The 23,251-nt window shown below is 71.1% G+C and carries 26 protein-coding genes; 24 read left to right on the top strand and 2 right to left on the bottom strand.

What is annotated here, in order from left to right:
• Positions 1 to 94 precede the first annotated feature (94 nt).
• Entirely contained in the window at positions 95 to 1,963 is a 1,869-nt protein-coding gene (locus tag NQ707_RS00360) for a bifunctional sugar phosphate isomerase/epimerase/4-hydroxyphenylpyruvate dioxygenase family protein (RefSeq protein WP_404434033.1), read from the bottom strand.
• Entirely contained in the window at positions 1,960 to 2,940 is a 981-nt protein-coding gene (locus NQ707_RS00365) for a shikimate dehydrogenase (protein WP_081101618.1), read from the bottom strand. The genes NQ707_RS00360 and NQ707_RS00365 overlap by 4 nt, the downstream gene beginning before the upstream one ends.
• A 210-nt stretch (positions 2,941 to 3,150) precedes the next feature.
• Between NQ707_RS00365 and NQ707_RS00370 the strand changes: the two genes are divergently transcribed.
• The 24 genes from NQ707_RS00370 to rpsQ all read left to right on the top strand — a co-directional run bounded on the left by NQ707_RS00370 (position 3,151) and on the right by rpsQ (position 23,209).
• The gene (locus NQ707_RS00370) at positions 3,151 to 4,587 is read left to right on the top strand and encodes an MFS transporter (protein ID WP_358292953.1); all 1,437 of its coding nucleotides are present in this window, start codon (positions 3,151 to 3,153) and stop codon (positions 4,585 to 4,587) included.
• 79 nt (positions 4,588 to 4,666) lie between these two features.
• Positions 4,667 to 5,500, top strand: a complete 834-nt coding sequence (pcaH, locus tag NQ707_RS00375; protein WP_058731514.1) for a protocatechuate 3,4-dioxygenase subunit beta — start codon at positions 4,667 to 4,669, stop codon at positions 5,498 to 5,500.
• Entirely contained in the window at positions 5,497 to 6,279 is a 783-nt protein-coding gene (pcaG, locus tag NQ707_RS00380) for a protocatechuate 3,4-dioxygenase subunit alpha (RefSeq protein WP_064724941.1), read from the top strand. The genes pcaH and pcaG overlap by 4 nt, the downstream gene beginning before the upstream one ends.
• Complete coding sequence (locus NQ707_RS00385) at positions 6,272 to 7,546, top strand: lyase family protein (RefSeq protein WP_397548234.1); 1,275 nt, start codon at positions 6,272 to 6,274, stop codon at positions 7,544 to 7,546. Before pcaG ends, NQ707_RS00385 begins: the two co-directional genes overlap by 8 nt.
• Entirely contained in the window at positions 7,543 to 8,973 is a 1,431-nt protein-coding gene (locus NQ707_RS00390; protein ID WP_404434037.1) for an alpha/beta fold hydrolase, read from the top strand. The genes NQ707_RS00385 and NQ707_RS00390 overlap by 4 nt, the downstream gene beginning before the upstream one ends.
• Entirely contained in the window at positions 8,970 to 10,211 is a 1,242-nt protein-coding gene (locus tag NQ707_RS00395; RefSeq protein ID WP_358293657.1) for a thiolase family protein, read from the top strand. Before NQ707_RS00390 ends, NQ707_RS00395 begins: the two co-directional genes overlap by 4 nt.
• Positions 10,208 to 10,939: a 3-oxoacid CoA-transferase subunit A gene (locus tag NQ707_RS00400; RefSeq protein ID WP_061225631.1), complete on the top strand. Its 732-nt coding sequence runs from the start codon at positions 10,208 to 10,210 to the stop codon at positions 10,937 to 10,939. The genes NQ707_RS00395 and NQ707_RS00400 overlap by 4 nt, the downstream gene beginning before the upstream one ends.
• On the top strand, positions 10,936 to 11,637 hold the full coding sequence (locus tag NQ707_RS00405; protein ID WP_404434040.1) for a CoA-transferase: 702 nt from the start codon (positions 10,936 to 10,938) through the stop codon (positions 11,635 to 11,637). The genes NQ707_RS00400 and NQ707_RS00405 overlap by 4 nt, the downstream gene beginning before the upstream one ends.
• A complete protein-coding gene (locus NQ707_RS00410) occupies positions 11,634 to 12,434 on the top strand; it encodes an IclR family transcriptional regulator C-terminal domain-containing protein (protein ID WP_055684593.1) in 801 nt (266 codons plus the stop codon). The genes NQ707_RS00405 and NQ707_RS00410 overlap by 4 nt, the downstream gene beginning before the upstream one ends.
• Positions 12,435 to 12,855: 421 nt before the next feature.
• Entirely contained in the window at positions 12,856 to 13,230 is a 375-nt protein-coding gene (rpsL, locus tag NQ707_RS00415; RefSeq protein ID WP_055684592.1) for a 30S ribosomal protein S12, read from the top strand.
• Positions 13,230 to 13,703 carry a 30S ribosomal protein S7 gene (rpsG, locus tag NQ707_RS00420; protein WP_055684591.1) on the top strand — a complete coding sequence of 158 codons (474 nt, stop codon included), beginning with the start codon at positions 13,230 to 13,232 and terminating at the stop codon, positions 13,701 to 13,703. Before rpsL ends, rpsG begins: the two co-directional genes overlap by 1 nt.
• Before the next feature lie 72 nt (positions 13,704 to 13,775).
• On the top strand, positions 13,776 to 15,890 hold the full coding sequence (gene fusA, locus NQ707_RS00425) for an elongation factor G (protein WP_055684590.1): 2,115 nt from the start codon (positions 13,776 to 13,778) through the stop codon (positions 15,888 to 15,890).
• A gap of 174 nt (positions 15,891 to 16,064) precedes the next feature.
• A complete protein-coding gene (gene tuf, locus NQ707_RS00430) occupies positions 16,065 to 17,255 on the top strand; it encodes an elongation factor Tu (RefSeq protein ID WP_055684589.1) in 1,191 nt (396 codons plus the stop codon).
• Positions 17,256 to 17,825: 570 nt separating this feature from the next.
• Positions 17,826 to 18,134 (top strand): 30S ribosomal protein S10, encoded by a 309-nt coding sequence (gene rpsJ / locus NQ707_RS00435; protein WP_030015043.1) that lies wholly within the window; start codon positions 17,826 to 17,828, stop codon positions 18,132 to 18,134.
• A 16-nt stretch (positions 18,135 to 18,150) separates the two neighbouring features.
• Positions 18,151 to 18,807, top strand: a complete 657-nt coding sequence (rplC, locus tag NQ707_RS00440; protein WP_055684588.1) for a 50S ribosomal protein L3 — start codon at positions 18,151 to 18,153, stop codon at positions 18,805 to 18,807.
• A gap of 4 nt (positions 18,808 to 18,811) precedes the next feature.
• Positions 18,812 to 19,435 carry a 50S ribosomal protein L4 gene (rplD, locus tag NQ707_RS00445; RefSeq protein WP_055684587.1) on the top strand — a complete coding sequence of 208 codons (624 nt, stop codon included), beginning with the start codon at positions 18,812 to 18,814 and terminating at the stop codon, positions 19,433 to 19,435.
• The gene (gene rplW, locus NQ707_RS00450; RefSeq protein ID WP_055684586.1) at positions 19,432 to 19,734 is read left to right on the top strand and encodes a 50S ribosomal protein L23; all 303 of its coding nucleotides are present in this window, start codon (positions 19,432 to 19,434) and stop codon (positions 19,732 to 19,734) included. The genes rplD and rplW overlap by 4 nt, the downstream gene beginning before the upstream one ends.
• A 34-nt stretch (positions 19,735 to 19,768) precedes the next feature.
• On the top strand, positions 19,769 to 20,605 hold the full coding sequence (gene rplB / locus NQ707_RS00455) for a 50S ribosomal protein L2 (RefSeq protein ID WP_058731519.1): 837 nt from the start codon (positions 19,769 to 19,771) through the stop codon (positions 20,603 to 20,605).
• A gap of 12 nt (positions 20,606 to 20,617) precedes the next feature.
• Complete coding sequence (gene rpsS / locus NQ707_RS00460; RefSeq protein ID WP_055684584.1) at positions 20,618 to 20,899, top strand: 30S ribosomal protein S19; 282 nt, start codon at positions 20,618 to 20,620, stop codon at positions 20,897 to 20,899.
• Positions 20,900 to 20,961: 62 nt separating this feature from the next.
• Positions 20,962 to 21,327 (top strand): 50S ribosomal protein L22, encoded by a 366-nt coding sequence (gene rplV / locus NQ707_RS00465; RefSeq protein WP_055684583.1) that lies wholly within the window; start codon positions 20,962 to 20,964, stop codon positions 21,325 to 21,327.
• Positions 21,328 to 22,197 carry a 30S ribosomal protein S3 gene (rpsC, locus tag NQ707_RS00470; RefSeq protein WP_404434047.1) on the top strand — a complete coding sequence of 290 codons (870 nt, stop codon included), beginning with the start codon at positions 21,328 to 21,330 and terminating at the stop codon, positions 22,195 to 22,197.
• Positions 22,198 to 22,614 (top strand): 50S ribosomal protein L16, encoded by a 417-nt coding sequence (gene rplP, locus NQ707_RS00475; protein WP_055684581.1) that lies wholly within the window; start codon positions 22,198 to 22,200, stop codon positions 22,612 to 22,614.
• Between the two features lie 2 nt (positions 22,615 to 22,616).
• Positions 22,617 to 22,940, top strand: a complete 324-nt coding sequence (gene rpmC, locus NQ707_RS00480) for a 50S ribosomal protein L29 (protein ID WP_055684580.1) — start codon at positions 22,617 to 22,619, stop codon at positions 22,938 to 22,940.
• Complete coding sequence (gene rpsQ / locus NQ707_RS00485) at positions 22,937 to 23,209, top strand: 30S ribosomal protein S17 (protein WP_055684579.1); 273 nt, start codon at positions 22,937 to 22,939, stop codon at positions 23,207 to 23,209. Before rpmC ends, rpsQ begins: the two co-directional genes overlap by 4 nt.
• Positions 23,210 to 23,251 lie beyond the last annotated feature (42 nt).

Genomic DNA, 23,251 nt, shown 5'->3' on the forward strand with positions numbered 1-23,251 from the left:
ACCGTGAAGGGCCCCGCCCCGGTCCCGACGCCTGATGAGCGTCGGGGGCCGGTGCGGGGCCCTTCCCCGTTTCCCAGGTGCTTCGCCGGGGCTCTCAGAGCCCGTCGGCCAGGCGGGCGTGGGCGGCCAGGCGCACCGGGGCGTCCGGTCCGCCGTAGCCGTCGTAGCCGTCCAGGCGCTGGACCACCTCGAAGAACACCTGCCCGACGGTGCGGGTGTAGAAGTGCAGGAACTCCCCGCGCTCGTCCCGGTCGTACATCAGGTCCAGCTCCCGCAGGGTGCCCAGGCGCGAGTCCGGCAGGTCGAAGCGGGCCGCGAGGTCCTCGTAGTAGTTCTCCGGCACCGGCAGGAAGCCCAGCCCCGCCTCCCGGGCCCGCCGGGCCAGGGTCAGGATGTCCCGGCAGGCGAAGGCCACGTGCTCCCGGCCGGGGTGGGCGCTGAGGTCCGGGGCCACGTTCAGCGGCAGGCGCACCGACCCGTCCTCGGTGCGCACCACCTGGGAGCTGATCAGCCCGTCCGGTCCCGGAACGTCCGTGGCCGCCCGCCGCTCCAGGCCCAGGGCCGCGCGGTAGAACAGCATGGATTCGGCCTGGTGGTGGCGGGGCTGGGTGAGGTTGACGTGGTCGATCCCGGTGATCAGCGCCGCGTCGGCCTCCGGCTGGGCCGCGGGGGCCGCGCCGACGTCGGGCCGGTCGAACTCCGCGACCCACGCGGGCTGGCCTTCGGTCGCCTCGGTGAGGAAGACCTCGGTCTCGTCCGGGGCGAGGAAGGCCGGGAAGCGCTGCTCGTCGTCGTGGGCGAGGCGCGCGACCTCGCGGAAGCCCAGCTCGCGGCACCGGCGGGCGGTGGCCTGCGCGGAGGGCACCTGCACGGCCAGGGAGGCCAGGCTCGCCTCCTCCCGGGCCCAGTGGTCCTCGTTGAGCACGACGCGCGCCGCGCCCTGCTCCCACAGCCGCACCGGCTTGGTCCGATGCCGCCCGCGGGGGCTGAAGCCCAGCTGCGCCAGCAGGGCCTGCAGCCCGTCGGTGCGCTGCCCGCGCACCTCCGCCCATTGGATCCCGGTGGGTGCCTGGGCCTGCGGCAGCCGGGTCAGCGCGGCATCGGCGGGAAGCCGTTCGTCCTCCCCGCGCTGCGCCCGCAGCGCGGCCACGCGGTCCTGCAGCCACACCAGGCTGCGGTGGGCCTCCTGGGCGGTGCGGTAGACGTTGGTCTGGCGGTAGGAGTCGTTGAAGATCTCCAGGGACAGCGGCCCCGCGTAGCCGGCGCGCAGCACCGTGTCCAGGAAGCGGGCCAGGGCGAAGCCGCCCTCCCCGGGGAAGACCCGGTGGTGGCGGGACCAGGAGAGCACGTCCAGGGACATCGGCGGGGCGTCGGCCAGCTGCAGGAAGAACAGCTTCTGCGCCGGGATGTCCAGGATGCCCTCGGTGGGCCAGTCCCGGGAGAGGATGTGGAAGCTGTCCAGGCAGATCCCGAGGTTCCCCCGGTCCGCGGCGCGCACGATCCGCCAGGAGTGGTCCACGTCGTTCACCGCGGCCCCCCAGGCCAGGGCCTCGTAGGCCAGGCGGATGCCGTGGGCCGCGGCGGCGTCGGCCAGCTCCCCGAGCTGCCGGGCGGTCAGCTCGTCGCCGACGGCGTCATCGGCCGTGACCCCGCCGGCGACGGTGGAGCAGACCAGCATCAGGTCCATCCCGAGCCGGCCCATCAGTTTGAACTTCGCCTCGGCTCGGTGCAGGACCCGGGCGAAGTCCTCCTGACTGACCCCCACGGCATCGCGGAAGGGCTGGTACAGGTCCAGGCTCAGCCCGAGCCCGGCGGCCAGCTCCCGGATCCGCTCCGGGGACTCCGGGGCGACGACGAGGTCCTGCTCGAAGATCTCCACCCCGTCGAATCCGGCCGCGGCGGCCGCGCGCAGCTTCTGCACCAGGGTCCCGGACAGGCTCACGGTCGCGATCGAGGTCCTCATCGTCCGGCCTCCTCGTCCTCGGCGGCGGGCTGGCTCTCCGCGTGGGCGGGGGTCGACTCGGCGGGGGACGGCGGCGTCGGGGTGCCGGGCCCCTGCTGGGCGGTGACCAGTTCGGCGAAGTCCCGGGCCATCGCCTCCCGGTCCGGGGCCTGCCCGGTGATCAGGGTGAAGGCGTCCACGGCCTGCCCCACGGCCATGCCGCCGCCGGGAAGCACGGGGCAGCCCAGGGCGCGGGCGCGCCGGATCAGCGGGGTCTCCTGCGGCAGGTAGATCACATCGGCCACCCAGAGTCCCGGGTGCACCAGCTCCAGATCCAGGGGCGCACCGGGGTGGTGGTGCATCCCGATGGGGGTGGCGTTGAGCAGTCCGGTCGCCTCGCCCACGGCCTCGGGCAGCTGCTCGCGGGACAGGGCGCGGACCTCGGCCCCGGGGAACAGCCGGGCGTACTCGGCGGCCCGCTCCTCGGCCCGCTGCCGATCCACGTCGAACAGCTCCAGGCGCTGGGCGCCGGCGGCCAGCAGGGCGTAGGCGGTGGCCGAGCCGGCACCGCCGGTGCCCAGCTGCACCACCCGTGTCAGGTCTGCCGCGGGCAGGCCCGCGGCCAGCGCGGCGGCGAAGCCGGTGACGTCGGTGTTGTGCCCGATCATCCGTCCGTCCCGGAACAGCACGGTGTTCACCGCGCCCAGCCGGGCGGCCTCCTCGGAGAGCTCGTCCATCGGCGCCACGGCCAGCTGCTTGCACGGGTGGGTCACGTTGCAGGCGCTGAAGCCGAGCTCGCGGGCCGCGCCGAGCAGCTCCACCCCGTGCTGGGCGGAGACGGGACCGGGGTGTCCGGGCAGGGCCTCGAGGTCCACCGGGCGGTAGAGGTAGCGCAGCCCGAGGCGGTCCGCGGCGCGTTCGTGCAGGGGAGGGGTCAGGGAGGCGGTGATGCCGCCGCCGATCAGACCCACGAGGTGGGATCGGCCGGGAAGGCTCATGGGGATGCTCCTTGGTCCGGGGAGGGTCCCCGGGGTCGGTGCGTCGGGGCAGCGGCGCCGCAGTGGCGCAGATCTCGCCGACGGGGTATCGTCGTCGACACTACGCGGAGGTGCGCATCACGTACAACAGTTCGCACAGCGAACACATGGGCCCTTCTGCGGCGGGCGTCGCACCGCGCGCCGCCCGTGCCCACGAGACGAAGGAGTCCCATGAGCGAGCAGACCACCCCGGCCCCCGCCCCGGACGCCTCCCGCACCGGATCGCACGCCCCGGATCCGTCGGATCCGGTGCGCAAGACACCGGGCAAATCTGCCCTCGCCGCCTTCCTGGGGGCCACCCTGGAGTACTACGACTTCGTGCTCTACGGCACCGCCTCGGCCCTGGTCTTCGGGCACATCTTCTTCCCGGAGGGGGATCCCGTCGTCGCCACCGTGGCCTCCCTGGCGACCTTCGGCGTGGCCTACATCGTGCGGCCCATCGGCGGGCTGGTGATGTCCCACATCGGGGATCGGGTCGGGCGCAAGCTGTCCCTGCTGATCACCCTGATGATCATGGGCCTGTCCTCGGTGGCCATCGGCCTGCTGCCCACCTACCAGGCCGTGGGCGCCTGGGCCACGGTGCTGCTCGTGCTGTGCCGGGCCGCGCAGGGCTTCTCCGCCGGGGCCGAGGCCGCCGGGGCCTCCACCCTGACCATGGAGCACTCCCCGGACGGGCGGCGGGCCTTCTTCACCAGCTTCACCATGATCGGCTGCTCGGCCGGCAACGTCCTGGCAGCCCTGGTGTTCATCCCCGTGGCCAACCTGCCCGAGGACGCCCTGTACGGGTGGGGCTGGCGCATCCCGTTCCTGATCTCCGGGGTCGTGCTGGCCCTGGCCTACTTCGTCCGGGCCCACCTGGATGAGACCCCGGCCTTCGAGGAGTCCAAGGAGACCGGGCAGCTGCAGTCCGTGCCCGCCGTCGGGGTGCTGCGCACCCAGGGCACGGACGTGCTGCGGGTCTTCCTCATCACCTTCTTCTCCGTGGTGCAGTCCATCATGATGGTCTACGCCCTGAACTACGCCTCCAACGTCGTCGGGCTGGACCGCTCCCGGATGCTGCTGGTCAACGCCGTGGCGATGGCGGTGTCCATGGCCGCGATCCCGCTGCTGGCGGTGCTCTCGGACCGGGTCGGGCGCAAGCCCGTGCTGCTGGTCGGCGCCCTGGGCTGCATCGTGAGCGTCTGGTTCTACTTCGAGGCCATCCACGCCGGCAGCTGGGGGCTGATCTTCCTGCTGTGCATCGTCAACCAGGGCCTGTTCTACTCCTGCTGGAACGCCGTGTGGACGGTGTTCTTCCCGGAGATGTTCGCCGCCCCCGTGCGCTACACCGGCATGGCCATGGGCAACCAGCTGGGTCTGGTGCTCATCGGCTTCGCTCCCTCGATCGCCGCGATCATCGAACCGCGCTTCGGCTGGCAGGGCGTGGTCGTCTTCGTCGTCGTCTCCATCCTCATCAGCTGCGTCACGATCCTCTCGGCCCGGGAGACGGCCTTCGTGCCGCAGGAGCGGCTCGGCGGGAAGGCCGTGCAGCAGGCGGTGCGCGAGCAGCGGCGTGCCGCCGCCGAGCAGCGGCGCAGCGACGCCGAGCGGCGCCGAGTCCGCACCTGATACCCGCCCGGGCCGACGCCGCCCGCGGCGTCGGCTCGGGTACCCCGCATCCGCCGTCGAGCCCGCGAGAGGACGAGCCATGACCACCCACACCACCCACGACGAACGGCCCGCCGGAGCCGAGACGAACGCTCAGGTGCCCACCGACCCCGACGCCGCCGCGGCCAGCCAGCAGGCGATCAGCCGGGAGATCCGGGAGCAGCACGAGCAGTACGCGGCCTCGGGGACGCGGGAGACCCAGCCGCGCCTGGACTTCGCCCCCTACCGCAGCTCCGCGCTGCGCCACCCGACCAAGGACCTGCACCACACCGACCCCGAGCTGATCGAGCTGACCTCCCCGGCCTTCGGGCACCGCGACGTCGGCGAGCTGGAGAGCGACCTGACCATCCAGCACGGCGGGGAGCCGATCGGGGAGCGCATCCGGGTCAGCGGGCGCGTGCTGGATTCGGCCGGGCGCCCGGTGCGCGGGCAGCTCGTGGAGATCTGGCAGGCCAACGCGGCCGGGCGCTACATCCACAAGCGGGACCAGCACCCGGCGCCGATCGACCGGAACTTCACCGGCATCGGCCGGACCATCACGGGGCAGGACGGCTCCTACTCCTTCGTGACCATCAAGCCCGGGCCGTACCCGTGGAAGAACCACCGCAACGCCTGGCGCCCAGCGCACATCCACTTCTCCCTGTTCGGCACGGACTTCACCCAGCGGATGATCACCCAGATGTACTTCCCGGGGGACCCGCTGTTCCCGCTGGACCCGATCTACCAGTCCATCGCCGACCAGAAGGCCCGGGACCGGCTGATCGCGGCCTACGACCACGAGGTCTCCGAGCACGAATGGCTGCTGGGCTACCGCTGGGACATCGTGCTCGGCGGCAGCGGCCGCACCTGGATGGAACCCGAGGAGGACGCATGAGCACCCAGAACCGCACCCCCGTGACCGTGCCGGTCAGCCGCGGCCGGCCCGTCACCGACCCGCCGGAGGACCTCACGCCGACGCCGGGCCAGACCATCGGCCCGTTCTTCGGCTACGCCACGGCCTACGAGAACAACGGCCTGCCCTTCGGCGGGGGCAGCGAGCTGGTCCACGTCGGCGTGCCGGGCGCGATGCGCTTCTTCGGCACCGTGCGCGACGGCGCCGGGCAGCCGGTCCCGGACGCGATGATCGAGATCTGGCAGGCCGATCGGGACGGTTCGATCCCGCAGCGCACCGGCTCCCTGGTGCGCAGCGGCTGGGAGTTCACCGGCTGGGGCCGGGACTTCGTGGACCGGGAGGGGACGTTCTCCTTCACCACGGTGCAGCCGGGCCCGACCGATCCCGGCCACGCCCCGTTCTGGCTGGTCACGATCTTCGCCCGCGGGCTGCTCAACCGCCTGTTCACCCGGGCGTACCTGCCCGAGGACGAGCAGGCGCTCGCGGCGGACCCGCTGCTGGCCTCCCTGGACCCGCAGCGCCGGCGCACCCTGATCGCCCATCGCGAGGCGGACGGCTCGGTGCGCTTCGACATCACCCTGCAGGGCGAGGACGAGACGGTCTTCCTGCAGTACTCGGGCAACGACGCCTATCCCGCCCCCGGGCAGCTGCCGGGCACCGGCCCGGAGGCCGCGGCCGACGACGCCGGACAGGAGGGTGCCGATGAGGAGGGCGTCGGGCAGGATCGCGCCGACCGGCGGGGGGTCGCGGCCGATGGCTGAGTTCCGCGACCTGCTGCTGCCCGGCGGGCAGCACGCGGGGGAGGCCCTGGACCCCGAGGCCTTCCTGGACTCGCTCCTCCAGGTCGAGCGGGCCTGGGTCATGGCGCAGGCCGAGACCGGCATCCTCGATTCCGGGTGGGCTGAGCAGGTGGCCGCGGCCCTCGGCGCGGCCGAGGACTACGACCTGCCGGGCCTGGCGGCCGAGGCCGAAGCCGGGGGCAACCCCGTGATCGGGCTGGTGCGCGCCGCGCGCGAGCGGGTCCGGTCCCGGCTGGGCGGCACCGGCTCCCCGGACGGGCCGGACTCCGATCCCGGGGCCTGGGTGCACCGCGGGCTGACCAGCCAGGACGTCATGGACACCGCGCTGATGCTGCGCATGCGCGCCGGCACCGAGCGGATCCTCGCGGAGGTGACGGCCGCCGGGGACGCCCTGGCCGAGATCGCGCAGCGGCAGGCCCGCACCCCGATGATCGCGCGCACCCTGGCCCAGCACGCCCTGCCCACGACCTTCGGGGCCCGGGCCGGCGGCTGGCTGGACGGGCTCGCCGAGGCCCGGGCCGAGCTGACCGCGAGCCTGCGGCGGCTGCCGGTCGCGATCGGCGGGGCCGCGGGCACCGGTGCCCAGCTGCCCCGGGACCCCCGGGGAGGGCGGGACCCCCAGGCCCTGCTGGCGGCCTGGGCCCGGCGCCTGGGCCTGGCGCTGCCCGCCGCGCCCTGGCACACCCGGCGACAGCCGGTGCTCGCCGCGGCCCAGGCCCCGACCCTGACCGCGCAGTGCTTCGCCCGGATCGGCGGCGACGTCGTCGTCTCGGCGCGCCGGGAGATCGGGGAGCTGTCCGAGCCCGCGGCACCGGGGCGCGGGGGCTCCTCGGCCATGGCCCACAAGCGCAACCCCGTGCTGTCCGTGCTGATGCGCCGCTCCGGGCTGGCCGCCGCCTCGGCGATGGGCCGGCTGCACGAGTGCGCCGCGCTGGCCCTGGAGGAGCGCTCGGACGTGGCCTGGCACCTGGAGTGGGAGCCGCTGCGCGAGGTCCTGGCCCACGGGATGATCGCCGCCGCTCTGGGGCGTCGTCTCCTGGAGGGCCTGGAGGTCCACCCCGAGCCGATGGCCCGCAACCTCGCCCTGACCTTCCCCGAGGCCCCCGACACCGACCCCGAGGACACCGGGACCTACGGCGACGCCGTGGCCCTGGCCCTGGCCGCCGCCCGCCGATGGCGCGGCGGCATCGCACCGGATGAGCCCGCGACCCGAGGAGCACGCCCATGAGCACCCCGACCCTGACCGCCGTCGCCCTGGGGGAGAACCTCCGGGACGAACCCGACGCGCCGGCCCACCGCCCGCGCCGTCCGCTGCTGCTGCTCGGACCCTCCCTGGGCACCGCCGTGACCCCGCTGTGGGCCCCGGCGGCCGCGCAGCTGGCGGGCGACGTCGAGCCGGTCGGCTGGGAGCTGCCCGGGCACGGCCGCGGGGCCGCCGACACCGCGCAGCACAGCCTGGCGGAGCTGGCCGAGGCCGTGGCCGACCTGGCCGCGCGCCTGCAGCGCGAGCGCGGCCTGCCCGAGGACACCCCGTTCCTGTACGCCGGGGTCTCGGTGGGCGGGGCCGTGGGTCTGGAGCTGGCCCTGGCCCACCCGGAGCGGGTGAGTGCCCTGGCGGCCCTGTGCACCGGGGCGAAGATCGGCACCGAGCAGGCCTGGCTGGAGCGGGCCGAGTTCGTGGCCGCCTCCGGAACGCCCAGCCAGGTCATCCGCAGCACCCAGACCTGGTTCGCGGACGGCTTCCTCGCGGCCCAGCCGGTCGTGGCCACCGAGCTGATGCACAGCCTGCAGGAGGCGGACCGGCACTGCTACGCGCAGATCTGCCGGGCCCTGAGCCGCCACGATCTGCGCGAGCGCCTCCGGGAGATCCGGGTGCCGGTCCTGGCCATCGCCGGGGCCGAGGACCCCGCCACGCCCCCGGCATCCCTGCGCGAGATCGCCGACGGGGTGCCCGACGGGCGCCTGGCGGTCATCGAGGGTGCCGCGCACCTGGCCTGCGCGGAGAAGCCCAGGGAGGTGGCCGGGGCGCTGCGGGAGTTCTTCGCCGAGCACCGGCCCGCCGCCGACGCCGCGGCCGCCGCCGTCGCCCCCGCCGGCGCCGCCCCCGCGGCTGGCGATGCCGCCCCCACCGACGCCGTGCAGGCCGACGGCTCCCGGCCGAACGGCGAGCTGCCCGAGCGGTCCGCGGACCGGGACCGGGTCCACGCCGAGGGCACCGCGGTGCGCCGCCAGGTGCTCTCCGACGCGCACGTGGATCGGGCCGCGCGCACCGCCACCGCGTTCACCGCCCCCTTCCAGGACCTGATCTCCCGCTACGCCTGGGGGGAGATCTGGACCCGCCCCGGTCTGGATCGGCCGACTCGCAGCGCCGTGACCCTGACCGCGATGATCGCCGGGCAGCACTGGGAGGAGTTCGACATGCACGTGCGGGCCGCCAGGCGCAACGGCGTCACCGTGGCCCAGCTGCAGGAGATCCTGCTGCAGACCGCGATCTACTGCTCCGTGCCCTCGGCCAACACGGCCTTCGCCCGCGCCCAGCGGGTCCTGCGCGAGATCGGGGACCTGCCCCCGGCCGCTGCCCAGGATCCGGGCCCGGCCCAGGACCCCGGCCACGCCGATGACCCCACCGATGCCCAGGAGGATGAGCGCCGATGAGCGCCCTTGCACAGACCTACGTGTACGACGCCGTGCGCACCCCCTTCGGGCGCTTCCGCGGCGGCCTGTCCGGCACCCGCCCGGATGACCTGGCGGCCTTCGTGCTGGCCGAGATCCTGCGGCGCAGCCCCGCGCTGGACCCGGCGGCGGTGGATGAGGTGATGCTGGGCAACGCCAACGGCGCCGGGGAGGAGAACCGCAACGTCGCCCGCATGGCCGCGCTGCTGGCGGGGATGCCCGTGTCCGTGCCCGGCACCAGCATCAACCGGCTGTGCGGCTCCTCCCTGGACGCCGCGATGCAGGCCTCCCGCCAGATCGCCGTCGGGGATGCGCGGATCGTGCTGACCGGCGGGGTGGAGTCCATGTCCCGGGCCCCCTGGGTGCTGCCCAAGACCGAGCGGCCCTTCCCCGCCGGGAACCTGGAGCTGGCCTCCACGACCCTGGGCTGGCGCCTGGTCAACCCCCGGATGGATCCGGCCTGGACCGTGTCCCTCGGGGAGGCCAACGAGCAGCTGGCCGAGACCCGCGGGATCACCCGCGAGCGGATGGACGCCTTCGCCGCGCGCTCGCACCGACTCACGGCACAGGCCTGGGAGGAGGGCTTCTACGACGCGCTGGTGGCCCAGGTTCCGGACACCGAGCTGACCCGGGACGAGTCCCTGCGCCCGGGGACCACCGAGGAGAAGCTGGCCGGGCTGAACCCCGCCTTCCGCAAGGACGGCGGGCAGATCACCGCCGGAAACGCCTCGCCGCTGAACGACGGCGCCTCCGCGGTGCTGCTGGGCAGCGAGGAGGCCGCGGAGCTGATCGGGCGGGACCCGGTGGCCCGCATCGCCGCGCGCGGGGCCCACGCCCTGGTCCCGCAGGACTTCGGCATCGCTCCGGTGGCCGCGGCCGAACAGGCCCTGGCCCGCGCCGGCATCGGCTGGGGCGAGGTCGGGGCGATCGAGCTGAACGAGGCCTTCGCCGCCCAGTCCCTGGCCTGCCTGGACGCCTGGGAGGTGGATCCGCAGATCGTCAATGCCCGCGGCGGGGCCATCGCCATCGGACACCCCCTGGGCGCCTCCGGCGGGCGGATCCTGGGCACCCTGGCCGCGCGGCTGCGGGAGACCGGCAGCCGGTGGGGCGTGGCCGCGATCTGCATCGGGGTGGGCCAGGGCCTGGCCGTGGTCCTGGAGAACGTCGCCGGGGACGAGGAACCCCGGTCCGAGGAGAACGACGGGAAGGAGCGGGCATGACCGAGATCGCGCAGAGCGCGGCCGAGGCCGTCGCCGGGATCGAGGACGGCTCGACCGTGTTGATCGGGGGCTTCGGCAACGCCGGGCAGCCCATGGAGCTGATCGACGCCCTGCTGGAGGGCGGGGCCACGGGCCTGACCGTGGTCAACAACAACGCCGGGCAGGGCGACGTCGGGCTCGCGCGGCTGATCCGGGAGGGGCGGGTCGCCAAGATCATCTGCTCCTTCCCCCGCCAGTCCGACTCCTGGCACTTCGACGAGGCCTACCGGGCCGGGCGGATCGAGCTGGAGCTGGTCCCGCAGGGGAACCTGGCCGAGCGGCTGCGCGCGGCCGGGGCCGGCATCGGCGGGTTCTTCACCCCCACCGGCTACGGCACGGCCCTGGCCGAGGGCAAGGAGACCCGGATGATCGACGGGCGCGGGCACGTGCTGGAGACCCCGATCCACGCCGACGCCGCCCTGATCAAGGCCTTCGCCGCGGATGCCTGGGGCAACCTCGTCTACCGCAAGACCGCCCGGAACTTCGGCCCCGTCATGGCGACGGCCGCCCGGCGCACCATCGCGCAGGTGGATGAGATCTCCCGGGAGCCGCTGGACCCGGAGGTCATCGTGACCCCCGGGATCTACACCGACGTGCTGGTGCGCATCCCCAGCGAATCCGGGCGGCTGGCCGCGCGCGAGCGCGCCGGGCGGCCGTCCAGCACCCCCGCGGAAGGAGACCGCCGATGAGCACCCCCGAGCAGCAGACGCCCGAGCCGCAGTCCCCCGACGAGGGGCCCCTGGAGAAGGAGGCCCTGGCCCGGCTGGTCGCCGCGGACATCGCCCCGGGCTCCTACGTCAACCTCGGCATCGGCCAGCCCACGACCGTCGCGGATCACCTCGGCCCCGAGCAGGGGGTCACCCTGCACACCGAGAACGGGATGCTGGGCATGGGCCGGGCCGCGCACGGTGAGGAGGTGGACGAGGACCTCATCAACGCCGGGAAGATCCCGGTGACCGAGACCCCGGGCGCCTCCTACTTCCACCACCCGGACTCCTTCGCGATGATGCGCGGCGGGCACCTGGACGTGTGCGTGCTGGGGGCCTACCAGGTCTCCGCCGGCGGGGACCTGGCCAACTGGTCCACCGGCAAGCCCGGTGCGATCCCCGCGGTGGGCGGGGCGATGGACCTGGCGATCGGGGCGAAGTCCACCTGGGTGATGATGCGCCTGCTCACCCGGGACGGCACGGCCAAGATCGTCCCCGAGTGCACCTTCCCCCTCACCGGCGTCGGCTGCGTCTCCCGGGTCTACACGGACCTGGGGGTGTTCCTGCTGGAGGGGGACGGGAAGGTGCGGGTGCGCCAGATGCACGGGATCGACGAGTCCGGTCTGCGCGAGCTGATGCCCGAGGTGCCCCTGGTCTTCCCCGACGGCGAGGCCGCGTGAGCCGCGACGAGCAGGAGCCGGCCGCCGGCACGTATGTGCGGTCGCTGGAGCGGGGCCTGGCGGTGATCCGGGCCTTCGACGCCGAGCACCCGGAGCTCACCCTGGCGCAGGTGGCCGAGCGCACGGGGATGAGCCGGGCCAGCGCCCGGCGGTTCCTGCACACCCTGGCCCACCTGGGCTACGTGCAGGTGGAGGGCCGGGCCTTCCGCCTGGGCCCGCAGGTGCTGTCCCTGGGCTACGCCTACCTGTCCGGGCAGACCCTCAAGCAGGTGGCCGAGGTCCCGCTGCGGGAGCTGTCGGCCCGGCTGGGGGAGTCGGTGTCCCTGTCCGTGCTGGACGGGCCGGAGATCGTCTACCTGGCGCGGGTGGCCGCGCAGCGGATCATGGCCGTGGACATCTCGGTGGGCACCCGGCTGCCGGCCGCGACGACGTCGATGGGCCGGGTCCTGCTCGCCGGGCGATCCCCGCAGGAGGTGGACCGGCACCTGGGTGAGCACCCTCCGCGGGCGCTGAACCGGCACACGCTGACCGATCCGCAGGCCGTGGCCCAGCGGATCGAGCAGGTGCGCCGGGACGGGTGGGCGCTGGTGGACCAGGAGCTGGAGGTCGGGCTGCGCTCGCTGGCCGTCGGGGTGCGCGGGGCCGGGGGAGAGGTCGTGGCGGGGCTGAACGTCTCCACGCGCGTGGGCACGGAGCACGCGGAGCCGCGGCGGCTGCTCGGGCCCACCCTGGAGGCGCTGCGAGACTGCGCGGGCCGGATCGAGGAGCAGCTGCGCCTGGGGGAGCACCGGGTGTGAGTCCGGCCCGGGCGGCAGCGCCCGGGGCCGTCGGGTGTGCGGTGGCTCATGGGCTCTTCCGGGGCGGCGGGGCCTCGTGTATGCTGGACGACGAAGTACCAGCCCCAGCGCGGGTGCGTGCCCACAGGGCTCCGGCTTCGGAGTCTCGCGGACGCGACACCGGAGGCGATCACGGCGGTGGGCTTCGGAATCAATGGCAGGTATGGATACGGTCCTCTGGCGCGCACGCTCTGCGCCAAAATGCCATCGTCTCCGCGTGCCCAAAACCGCTCCGATCTCCCCGCCCGCCGGTCGGCGACGTATCAGTGCCTCAGAACCGGCTCCTCACCCGAGACCGCCTGGGACAGACACCGAGCAGCGGCTTCCCCCGTGTCCAGCACGGGGACGGCCGCGGCGAAGCACCAACTGGAGAACACGAACAGTGCCTACCATTCAGCAGCTGGTCCGCAAGGGCCGGACTCCCAAGGTCGAGAAGACCAAGGCGCCCGCACTGAAGGGCAGCCCCATGAAGCGCGGCGTGTGCACCCGCGTCTACACCACCACCCCGAAGAAGCCGAACTCCGCGCTGCGCAAGGTCGCTCGCGTGAAGCTCAACGGCGGCGTCGAGGTCACCGCGTACATCCCCGGTGAGGGCCACAACCTGCAGGAGCACTCCATCGTGCTCGTGCGCGGCGGTCGTGTGAAGGACCTCCCCGGCGTGCGGTACAAGATCGTGCGCGGCGCGCTGGACACCCAGGGCGTCAAGAACCGCGGCCAGGCCCGCTCCCGCTACGGCGCGAAGAAGGAGAAGAAGTAATGCCTCGTAAGGGTCCCGCTCCCAAGCGTCCTCTCGTCGTCGACCCGGTCTACGGCTCCCCGCTGGTCACCCAGCTGATCAACAAGGTCCTACAGGACGGCAAGAAGTCCACCGCCGAGCGCATCGTCTACGGCGCCCTCGAGGGCGTGGCGCAGAAGGCCGAGGGCGGCGACGCCGTGGCCACGCTGAAGAAGGCCATGGACAACATCAAGCCCTCCCTGGAGGTCCGCTCCCGCCGCGTCGGCGGCGCCACCTACCAGGTGCCGGTCGAGGTGCGCGCCGGGCGCGCCACCGCGCTGGCCCTGCGCTGGCTGGTCGGCTTCTCCAAGCTGCGCCGCGAGAAGACCATGACCGAGCGTCTGATGAACGAGATCCTGGATGCCTCCAACGGTCTCGGTGCCGCTGTGAAGCGCCGCGAGGACACCCACAAGATGGCCGAGTCCAACAAGGCCTTCGCCCACTACCGCTGGTAATCTCATGCCCCACCCGCCCGCCGGCACCGGCGGGCGGGTCCCGAGGGCACGGATCCACCTGAAGGAGACACCGTGGCACGTGACGTGCTTACCGACCTGAACAAGGTCCGCAACATCGGCATCATGGCCCACATCGATGCCGGCAAGACCACGACGACCGAACGCATCCTGTTCTACACGGGCATCAACCACAAGATCGGTGAGACCCACGACGGCGCCTCCACGATGGACTGGATGGCCCAGGAGCAGGAACGCGGCATCACCATCACCTCGGCCGCGACCACCACGTTCTGGAAGAACAACCAGATCAACATCATCGACACCCCCGGCCACGTGGACTTCACGGTCGAGGTCGAGCGCGCCCTGCGCGTGCTCGACGGCGCCGTGGCGGTCTTCGACGGCAAGGAGGGCGTGGAGCCCCAGTCCGAGACCGTGTGGCGCCAGGCCGACAAGTACGAGGTCCCCCGCATCTGCTTCGTCAACAAGATGGACAAGCTGGGCGCGGACTTCTACTTCACCGTGGACACCATCGTCAAGCGCCTGGGGGCCAAGCCCCTGGTCATGCAGCTGCCGATCGGCGCGGAGAACGACTTCGTCGGCGTCGTCGACCTGCTGGAGATGAAGGCCTACGTGTGGCCCGGCGACGCCAAGGGCGATGTCACCATGGGTGCGGAGTACGAGACCCGGGACATCCCCGAGGAGCTCAAGGACCGCGCGGAGCAGTACCGCAACGAGCTGATCGAGGCCGTCGCGGAGGCCTCCGAGGAGCTCATGGAGAAGTACCTCGAGGGCGAAGAGCTCACGATCGACGAGATCAAGGCCGGCGTGCGCCAGCTGACCGTGAACAACGAGGCCTACCCCGTGTTCTGCGGCTCGGCCTTCAAGAACCGCGGCGTGCAGCCCATGCTGGATGCGGTCATCGACTACCTGCCGTCCCCGCTGGACGTGCCCCCCATGATCGGGCACGACCCCAAGGACGAGGAGGTCGAGCTGACCCGCAAGCCCTCGAAGGACGAGCCGTTCTCGGCCCTGGCCTTCAAGGTCGCCGCGCACCCGTTCTACGGCCAGCTGACCTACATCCGCGTCTACTCCGGCGTGGCCTCCTCCGGCCAGCAGGTCACCAACTCCACCAAGGGCCGCAAGGAGCGCATCGGCAAGCTGTTCCAGATGCACTCCAACAAGGAGAACCCGGTGGAGGAGATCCAGGCCGGGCACATCTACGCGGCGATCGGGCTGAAGGACACCACCACGGGGGACACCCTGTGCGATCCGGCCCACCCGATCGTGCTGGAGTCCATGACCTTCCCGAAGCCCGTGATCTTCGTGGCCATCGAGCCCAAGACCAAGGGCGACCAGGAGAAGCTGTCCACCGCCATCCAGAAGCTCTCCGCCGAGGATCCCACGTTCACCGTGAACCTCAACGAGGAGACCGGCCAGACCGAGATCGGCGGCATGGGCGAGCTGCACCTGGACATCCTGGTGGATCGCATGAAGCGCGAGTTCCGTGTGGAGGCCAACGTGGGCAAGCCCCAGGTGGCCTACCGCGAGACCATCAAGAAGGCCGTGGAGAAGGTCGACTACACCCACAAGAAGCAGACCGGCGGCTCCGGTCAGTTCGCGAAGGTGCAGGTCTCCTTCGAGCCGATCGCCCTGGACTCCGAGGAGCTCTACGAGTTCGAGGACAAGATCACCGGCGGGCGCGTGCCGCGCGAGTACATCCCGTCCGTGGATCACGGCATCCAGGACGCGATGCAGCTGGGCATCCTCGCCGGGTACCCGGTCGTGGGCGTGAAGGCCACCCTGGTGGACGGCGCCTACCACGACGTCGACTCCTCCGAGATGGCCTTCAAGATCGCCGGCTCCATGGTCTTCAAGGAAGGCGCGCGGCGCGCCAACCCGGTCCTGCTCGAGCCCCTGATGGCCGTGGAGGTCCGCACCCCCGAGGAGTACATGGGCGACGTCATCGGCGACCTGAACTCCCGGCGCGGCCAGATCCAGTCCATGGAGGACGTCGCCGGCATCAAGCTGGTGGCCGCCCTCGTCCCGCTGTCCGAGATGTTCGGCTACATCGGCGACCTGCGCTCCAAGACGCAGGGCCGCGCGGTGTACTCGATGACCTTCGACAGCTACGCCGAGGTCCCCAAGGCCGTGGCGGACGAGATCATCCAGAAGTCCCGCGGGGAGTGATCCCCACTCCGCCGGTCCGCCCCGCACGGGGCGGGCCGACGGGGACCCTCGGCTTGCGCCGGCGCTTCACGCGTCTGCGGGAAATCCGCTAAGGTAGACAGGGAATCCGTCTTCCACAGCGGACTGCGCGCGGCCAGCGCAAGCTTCCACACAAACGTTCTAGGAGGAACACCCTTGGCTAAGGCTAAGTTCGAGCGCTCCAAGCCTCACGTCAACATCGGCACCATCGGTCACGTCGACCACGGCAAGACCACCCTGACCGCCGCGATCTCCAAGGTCCTCGCCGAGAAGTACCCGGACCTCAACGAGCTCCAGGACTTCGGCATGATCGACTCCGCTCCCGAGGAGCGGCAGCGCGGCATCACCATCAACATCGCGCACATCGAGTACCAGACCGAGAAGCGCCACTACGCCCACGTGGACGCCCCCGGCCACGCGGACTACGTGAAGAACATGATCACCGGTGCCGCCCAGATGGACGGCGCGATCCTCGTGGTCGCCGCCACCGACGGCCCGATGGCCCAGACCCGCGAGCACGTGCTGCTCGCCCGCCAGGTCGGCGTGCCGACCCTGCTGGTCGCCCTGAACAAGGCCGACATGGTCGAGGACGAGGAGCTGCTGGACCTCGTCGAGATGGAGGTCCGCGAGCTGCTGTCCTCCCAGGAGTTCGACGGCGACAACGCCCCCGTCATCCGCGTCTCCGCGCTGAAGGCGCTGGAGGGCGACGAGAAGTGGGTCAAGTCCATCGAGGAGCTCATGGAGGCCGTGGACGAGTACATCCCGGACCCCGTGCGCGACAAGGACAAGCCGTTCCTGATGCCCATCGAGGACGTCTTCACCATCACCGGGCGCGGCACCGTGGTGACCGGTCGCGCCGAGCGCGGGACCCTGGCCCTGAACTCCGAGGTCGAGATCGTCGGCATCCGCCCGATCCAGAAGACCACGGTCACCGGGATCGAGATGTTCCACAAGCAGCTCGACGAGGCCTGGGCCGGCGAGAACTGCGGTCTGCTGCTGCGCGGCCTGAAGCGCGACGACGTCGAGCGCGGCCAGGTCGTGGTGAAGCCGGGTTCCATCACCCCGCACACCAACTTCGAGGCGAACGTCTACATCCTGTCCAAGGACGAGGGTGGGCGTCACAACCCGTTCTACTCGAACTACCGTCCGCAGTTCTACTTCCGGACCACCGACGTCACCGGCGTCATCACCCTGCCCGAGGGCACCGAGATGGTCATGCCCGGTGACAACACCGAGATGTCGGTCGAGCTGATCCAGCCGATCGCCATGGAGGAGGGCCTCGGCTTCGCCATCCGCGAGGGTGGCCGCACCGTGGGCTCCGGTCGTGTGACCAAGATCGTCAAGTAAGGTCACCCGACCTGCTCGGTCGGCGCGGGCAGCCCCCGCGCCGACCGGATCTGCGAGAAGGCCCCGGCACACTTCAGGTGTGTCGGGGCCTTCCGGCGTCCCCGGGCGCGTGCCGCGCGATCGCCGGCCATGGGTCGCCGCCATCGCCCGCTGCCCTCGGTGGGTGTGTGTTCGACCACGAATCCCTCCAGCGCTTGCGGGCGGCTTGCCGGGCATGGCAGGATGAAGGACGTTGTTCAAGCGCTTGCAGGCGTCGATGCGCCGCGTGCACCGGAAGTCCCGCTTCCGGCTCACGGCGGTGCGCTCCGCGCAAGCCACAACGACCCGGTCCGAGATGTTCACGGCGTCTCCGCGCGTAGCGCGCGCGACACGCCCGAGTTCGGGGGTCGGTGCTTCGGCGAGGTGAGGAACCCGGAATCCGTCCGGATTCAGCTCGTGCGAAGCGGCGCCAGGATCCCGCAGCGATCGCCCCAGCGGCGAGCGGCTGGCGGGCGCTTGCCTGAAGACGCCACCACAAGGGACCGTCCGGTCCCATCACAGGGAAGTACTTGAAGAAAGAGAGTCCGACAGATGGCGGGACAGAAAATCCGCATCCGGCTGAAGTCGTATGACCACGAGGTCATCGATTCCTCGGCTCGCAAGATCGTTGAGACGGTGACCCGCGCGGGCGCCACGGTGGTCGGCCCCGTGCCGCTGCCCACCGAGAAGAACGTGTACTGCGTGATCCGCTCGCCGCACAAGTACAAGGACAGCCGCGAGCACTTCGAGATGCGCACGCACAAGCGGCTGATCGACATCGTCGATCCCACGCCGAAGGCCGTCGACTCGCTCATGCGCCTCGACCTCCCGGCAGACGTGAACATCGAAATCAAGCTGTAAAGAGGATCGCATCCCCATGACTAACCACTTCGAGCGCCAGGTGAAGGGCCTGCTGGGCACCAAGCTCGGCATGACCCAGGTCTGGGACGAGAACGGCAAGTTCGTGCCGGTGACCGTCGTCAAGGCCGACTCCAACGTCGTCACCCAGCTGCGCGACCAGGACACCGACGGCTACTCCGCGGTGCAGATCGGCTTCGGTGCGATCGATCCGCGCAAGGTCACCAAGCCCATGGCGGGGCACTTCGAGAAGGCCGGGACCACCCCGCGCCGCCACCTCGTGGAGATCCGCACCGCGGACGCCTCCGAGTACTCCCTCGGCCAGGAGCTGAAGGTCGAGATGTTCGAGGCCGGCCAGAAGGTCGACGTCATCGGCAAGACCAAGGGCAAGGGCTTCGCCGGCGTCATGAAGCGCCACGGGTTCAAGGGCGTCTCCGCCTCCCACGGTGCGCACAAGAACCACCGCAAGCCCGGGTCCATCGGCGGCGCCTCCTACCCCGCGCGCGTGTTCAAGGGCATGCGCATGGCCGGGCGGATGGGCAACACCCGCCACACCACCCAGAACCTCACGATCCAGGGTGTCGACACCGAGAACAACGTGCTGCTGATCAAGGGCGCCGTCCCCGGCCCCAAGAACGGCGTCGTTCTGGTGCGCACCGCTGTGAAGGGAGCCTGACACCATGGCAGTCGAAACCCTGAACGTCGACCTGCCCGACGACGTCTTCGCGCTGGAGCCCAACACGGCTCTGCTGCACCAGGTCGTCATCGCGCAGCTGGCCGCCGCCCGCCAGGGCACCCACAAGGCCAAGAACCGCGGAGAGGTCTCCGGGGCCGGGCGCAAGCCCTTCAAGCAGAAGGGCACCGGCCGGGCCCGCCAGGGCTCCATCCGCGCCCCGCACATGACCGGCGGCGGGATCGTCCACGGGCCCGTCCCGCGCGACTACTCCCAGCGCACCCCCAAGAAGATGAAGGCCGCGGCCCTGCGCCAGGCCCTCTCGGATCGGGCCGCCCACGGTCGCATCCACGTGGTCTCCTCCCTGGTGGACTCCGTGTCCACCAAGGCCGCGAAGGCCGCCCTGGCCGAGATCACCCCGCGCAAGAACGTCCTGGTGGTCATCGACCGCAAGGAGGACGCCGTCGCGCTGTCCGTGCGCAACCTGGTGAACGCCCACGTGCTCTACGCCGACCAGCTGAACACCTACGACGTGCTGCTGGCCGACGACGTGGTCTTCACCAAGGACGCCTACGACGTGTTCGTGGCCGTGGCCAGCAAGGCCGGAAAGAACCAGGAGGTCGCCCAGTGAGCGCCACCATCAAGGATCCCCGTGACGTCATCATCGCCCCCGTCGTCTCGGAGAAGAGCTATGGCCTGATCGACGAAGGCAAGTACACCTTCGAGGTCGACCCCCGCTCGAACAAGTCCGAGATCAAGGACGCCGTGGAGCGCATCTTCGGCGTCAAGGTCTCGGGTGTGAACACCATCAACCGTGCCGGGAAGCGCAAGCGCACCCGCTTCGGCTGGGGAGCGCGCAAGAGCACCAAGCGTGCCGTCGTGACCCTGCGCGAAGGCAGCATCGACATCTTCGGCGGTCCGCAGGCCTGAGCCTGCGGAGACCACTTGAACGAGGAAGACAACTATGGCAATCCGTAAGCACAAGCCGACGACCCCGGGCCGCCGCGGCTCGAGCGTCGCCGACTTCGCAGAAATCACGCGCACGACCCCGGAGAAGTCCCTGGTCCGTCCGCTGCCCAAGAACGGCGGGCGCAACAGCTCCGGGCGCATCACCACCCGGCACAAGGGCGGTGGCCACAAGCGCCAGTACCGCCTGATCGACTTCCGCCGCCACGACAAGGACGGCGTGAACGCCCGGGTCGCGCACATCGAGTACGATCCGAACCGCACCGCGCGCATCGCGCTGCTGCACTACGTGGACGGGGCGAAGCGCTACATCATCGCCCCGAACCGCCTGCAGCAGGGCGACGTCGTGGAGTCCGGCCCCAACGCCGACATCAAGCCCGGCAACAACCTGCCGCTGCGCAACATCCCCGTGGGCACCGTGATCCACGCGGTGGAGCTGCGTCCCGGCGGGGGCGCCAAGCTCGCCCGCTCCGCCGGCGCCTCCGTGCAGCTGGTGGCCAAGGAGGGCAAGTACGGCCAGCTGCGCCTGCCCTCCGGGGAGATCCGCAACGTTGACGTGCGCTGCCGCGCCACGATCGGCGAGGTCGGCAACGCCGAGCAGTCCAACATCAACTGGGGCAAGGCCGGGCGCAACCGCTGGAAGGGCATCCGCCCGACCGTGCGCGGCGTCGTCATGAACCCGGTGGACCACCCGCACGGCGGTGGCGAGGGCAAGACCTCCGGCGGTCGGCACCCCGTCAACCCGAACGGCAAGCCCGAGGGGCGCACCCGCCGTCCGAACAAGGACAGCGACAAGCTCATCGTCCGTCGCCGTCGCACCGGCAAGAAGCGCTAAGGAGCCTGACACATGCCTCGCAGTCTGAAGAAGGGCCCTTTCGTCGATCAGCACCTCTACCTGAAGGTCGCCGCTCAGAACGACAAGGGCACCAAGAACGTCATCAAGACGTGGTCCCGCCGCTCGATGATCATCCCCGACATGCTCGGGCACACGATCGCCGTGCACGACGGACGCAAGCACATCCCCGTGTTCATCACCGAGTCGATGGTCGGGCACAAGCTCGGCGAATTCGCTCCCACGCGGACCTTCCGCGGCCATGTGAAGGACGACCGCAAGGGCAAGCGCCGCTAGGTCGGGTTCCCCCGATCCAGCAGCTCACGCTCTTCGGCTAGAAGACGAAAGAGAGATAGGCAATGGAAGCCAAGGCATCTGCGCGCTACGTTCGCGTGACGCCTATGAAGGCCCGGCGCGTCGTCAACCTGATTCGTGGCAAGCAGGCGAATGAGGCTCTGGCGATTCTGAAGTTCGCCCCGCAGGGCGCTTCGGAGCCGGTGTTCAAGATCGTGGAGTCCGCGGTGGCCAACGCCCGCCAGCTGGCTCAGCGCGACAGCGTCGCCTTCACGGAGGAGGACCTGTACGTGTCCGAGGCCTTCGTGGACGAGGGCCCCACCATGAAGCGGTTCCAGCCGCGGGCCCAGGGGCGCGCGTACCGCATCAACAAGCGAACCAGCCACATCACCGTGGTGCTCGCTACCCCGGAGAACGAGGAGGACCGCTAAGTGGGACAGAAGATCAACCCGCACGGATTCCGACTGGGGATCACCACGGACCACAAGTCGCACTGGTTCGCTGACTCCACCAAGGAAGGCCAGCGCTACAAGGACTTCGTTCGTGAGGACATCAAGATCCGCGAGCTCATGTCCAAGGGCATGGACCGCGCCGGCATCGCCAACGTCGAGATCGAGCGGACCCGGGACCGCGTGCGCGTGGACATCCACACCGCCCGCCCCGGCATCGTGATCGGCCGCCGCGGCGCCGAGGCCGACCGCATCCGCGGCGAGCTGGAGAAGCTCACCGGCAAGCAGATCCAGCTGAACATCCTCGAGGTCAACAACCCCGAGGTCAACGCTCAGCTGGTCGCCCAGGGTGTGGCCGAGCAGCTGGCCTCCCGCGTGGCCTTCCGCCGCGCGATGAAGAAGGCCATCCAGTCCGCTCAGCGCGCCGGTGCCAAGGGCATCCGGATCCAGTGCGCCGGGCGTCTGGGTGGGGCCGAGATGTCCCGCTCGGAGTTCTACCGCGAGGGCCGCGTGCCCCTGCACACCCTGCGGGCGAACATCGACTACGGCTTCTTCGAGGCCAAGACCACCTTCGGCCGCATCGGCGTGAAGGTCTGGATCTACAAGGGCGACCTGACCGACAAGGAGCTGGCCGCCCAGCAGGCCGCGCAGGGCAACCGGCGCGGCGGCCGCGGCGGGGACCGTCGCGGCGGTGCCGGCGAGCGTCGCGGCGGCGAGCGCCGTCGTCGCGGGGCCTCCGCCGAGCATCGGCAGGAGCGGCGCACCGCCAGCCAGCAGCCCCAGGGCGATGCGGCTCGCACCGGTGCCTCCGCGCAGGCCGAGACCACGACCGCAGAGAATGGTGAGGCATAAATGCTGATTCCCCGTCGCGTCAAGTACCGCAAGCAGCACCACCCCAAGCGCACCGGCGTCGCCAAGGGCGGCACCACGGTGTCCTTCGGGGAGTGGGGCGTGCAGGCGCTGGCCCCGGCGTACGTGACCAACCGCCAGATCGAGGCGGCGCGTATCGCCATGACCCGCTACATCAAGCGCGGTGGCAAGGTCTGGATCAACATCTTCCCGGACCGCCCGCTGACCAAGAAGCCCGCCGAGACCCGCATGGGCTCCGGTAAGGGCTCCCCGGAATGGTGGGTCGCCAACGTCAAGCCCGGCCGCGTGCTCTTCGAGCTGTCCGGCGTCACCGATGAGGTGGCGAAGGAAGCCCTGCGCCTGGCCATCCACAAGCTCCCCATGAAGGCACGCATCGTGCGCCGCGAAGGTGGTGAATAGAAATGGCAGTTGGATCGAAGGATCTGTCGATCGATCAGCTCGAGGACCTGGACTCCGCGGCTCTGACCGAGAAGCTGCGTGAGTCTAAGGAGGAGCTGTTCAACCTCCGTTTCCAGAAGGCCACCGGCCAGCTCGAGAACCCGGGCCGCTTCAAGGCCGTCAAGCGCGACATCGCCCGCATCTACACGGTGCTGCGCGAGCGCGAGCTGGGCATCCGCCCCGAGGTCGAGGCCTCGGCCCCGGAAGCCTCGGACAAGAAGGCCGACAAGAAGGCCGCCAAGGCTGCGAAGAAGGCCGCGAAGGCCAGCGAAGGTGATGCCAAGTGAGTGAAGTCAAGACGGAAGAGCGCAACCTGCGCAAGACCCGCCGCGGCTACGTCGTCTCCGACAAGATGGACAAGACCGTCGTCGTCGAGGTCGAGGACCACGTCAAGCACGCGCTGTACGGTAAGGTCATGCGCCGCAGCTCCAAGGTGAAGGCTCACGACGAGCAGAACACCGCCGGCGTCGGCGACCTGGTGCGGATCATGGAGACCCGCCCGCTGTCCGCGACCAAGCGGTGGCGGATCGTGGAGATCCTGGAGCGGGCCAAGTAAGCCCTGCGTCTCCGGGAGTGCGGTGCCCAGCGCGCCGTCTCC

Origin of the sequence: Rothia sp. BD8 (genome assembly GCF_044878465.1) — a bacterium.
Taxonomy (GTDB): domain Bacteria; phylum Actinomycetota; class Actinomycetes; order Actinomycetales; family Micrococcaceae; genus Rothia; species Rothia kristinae.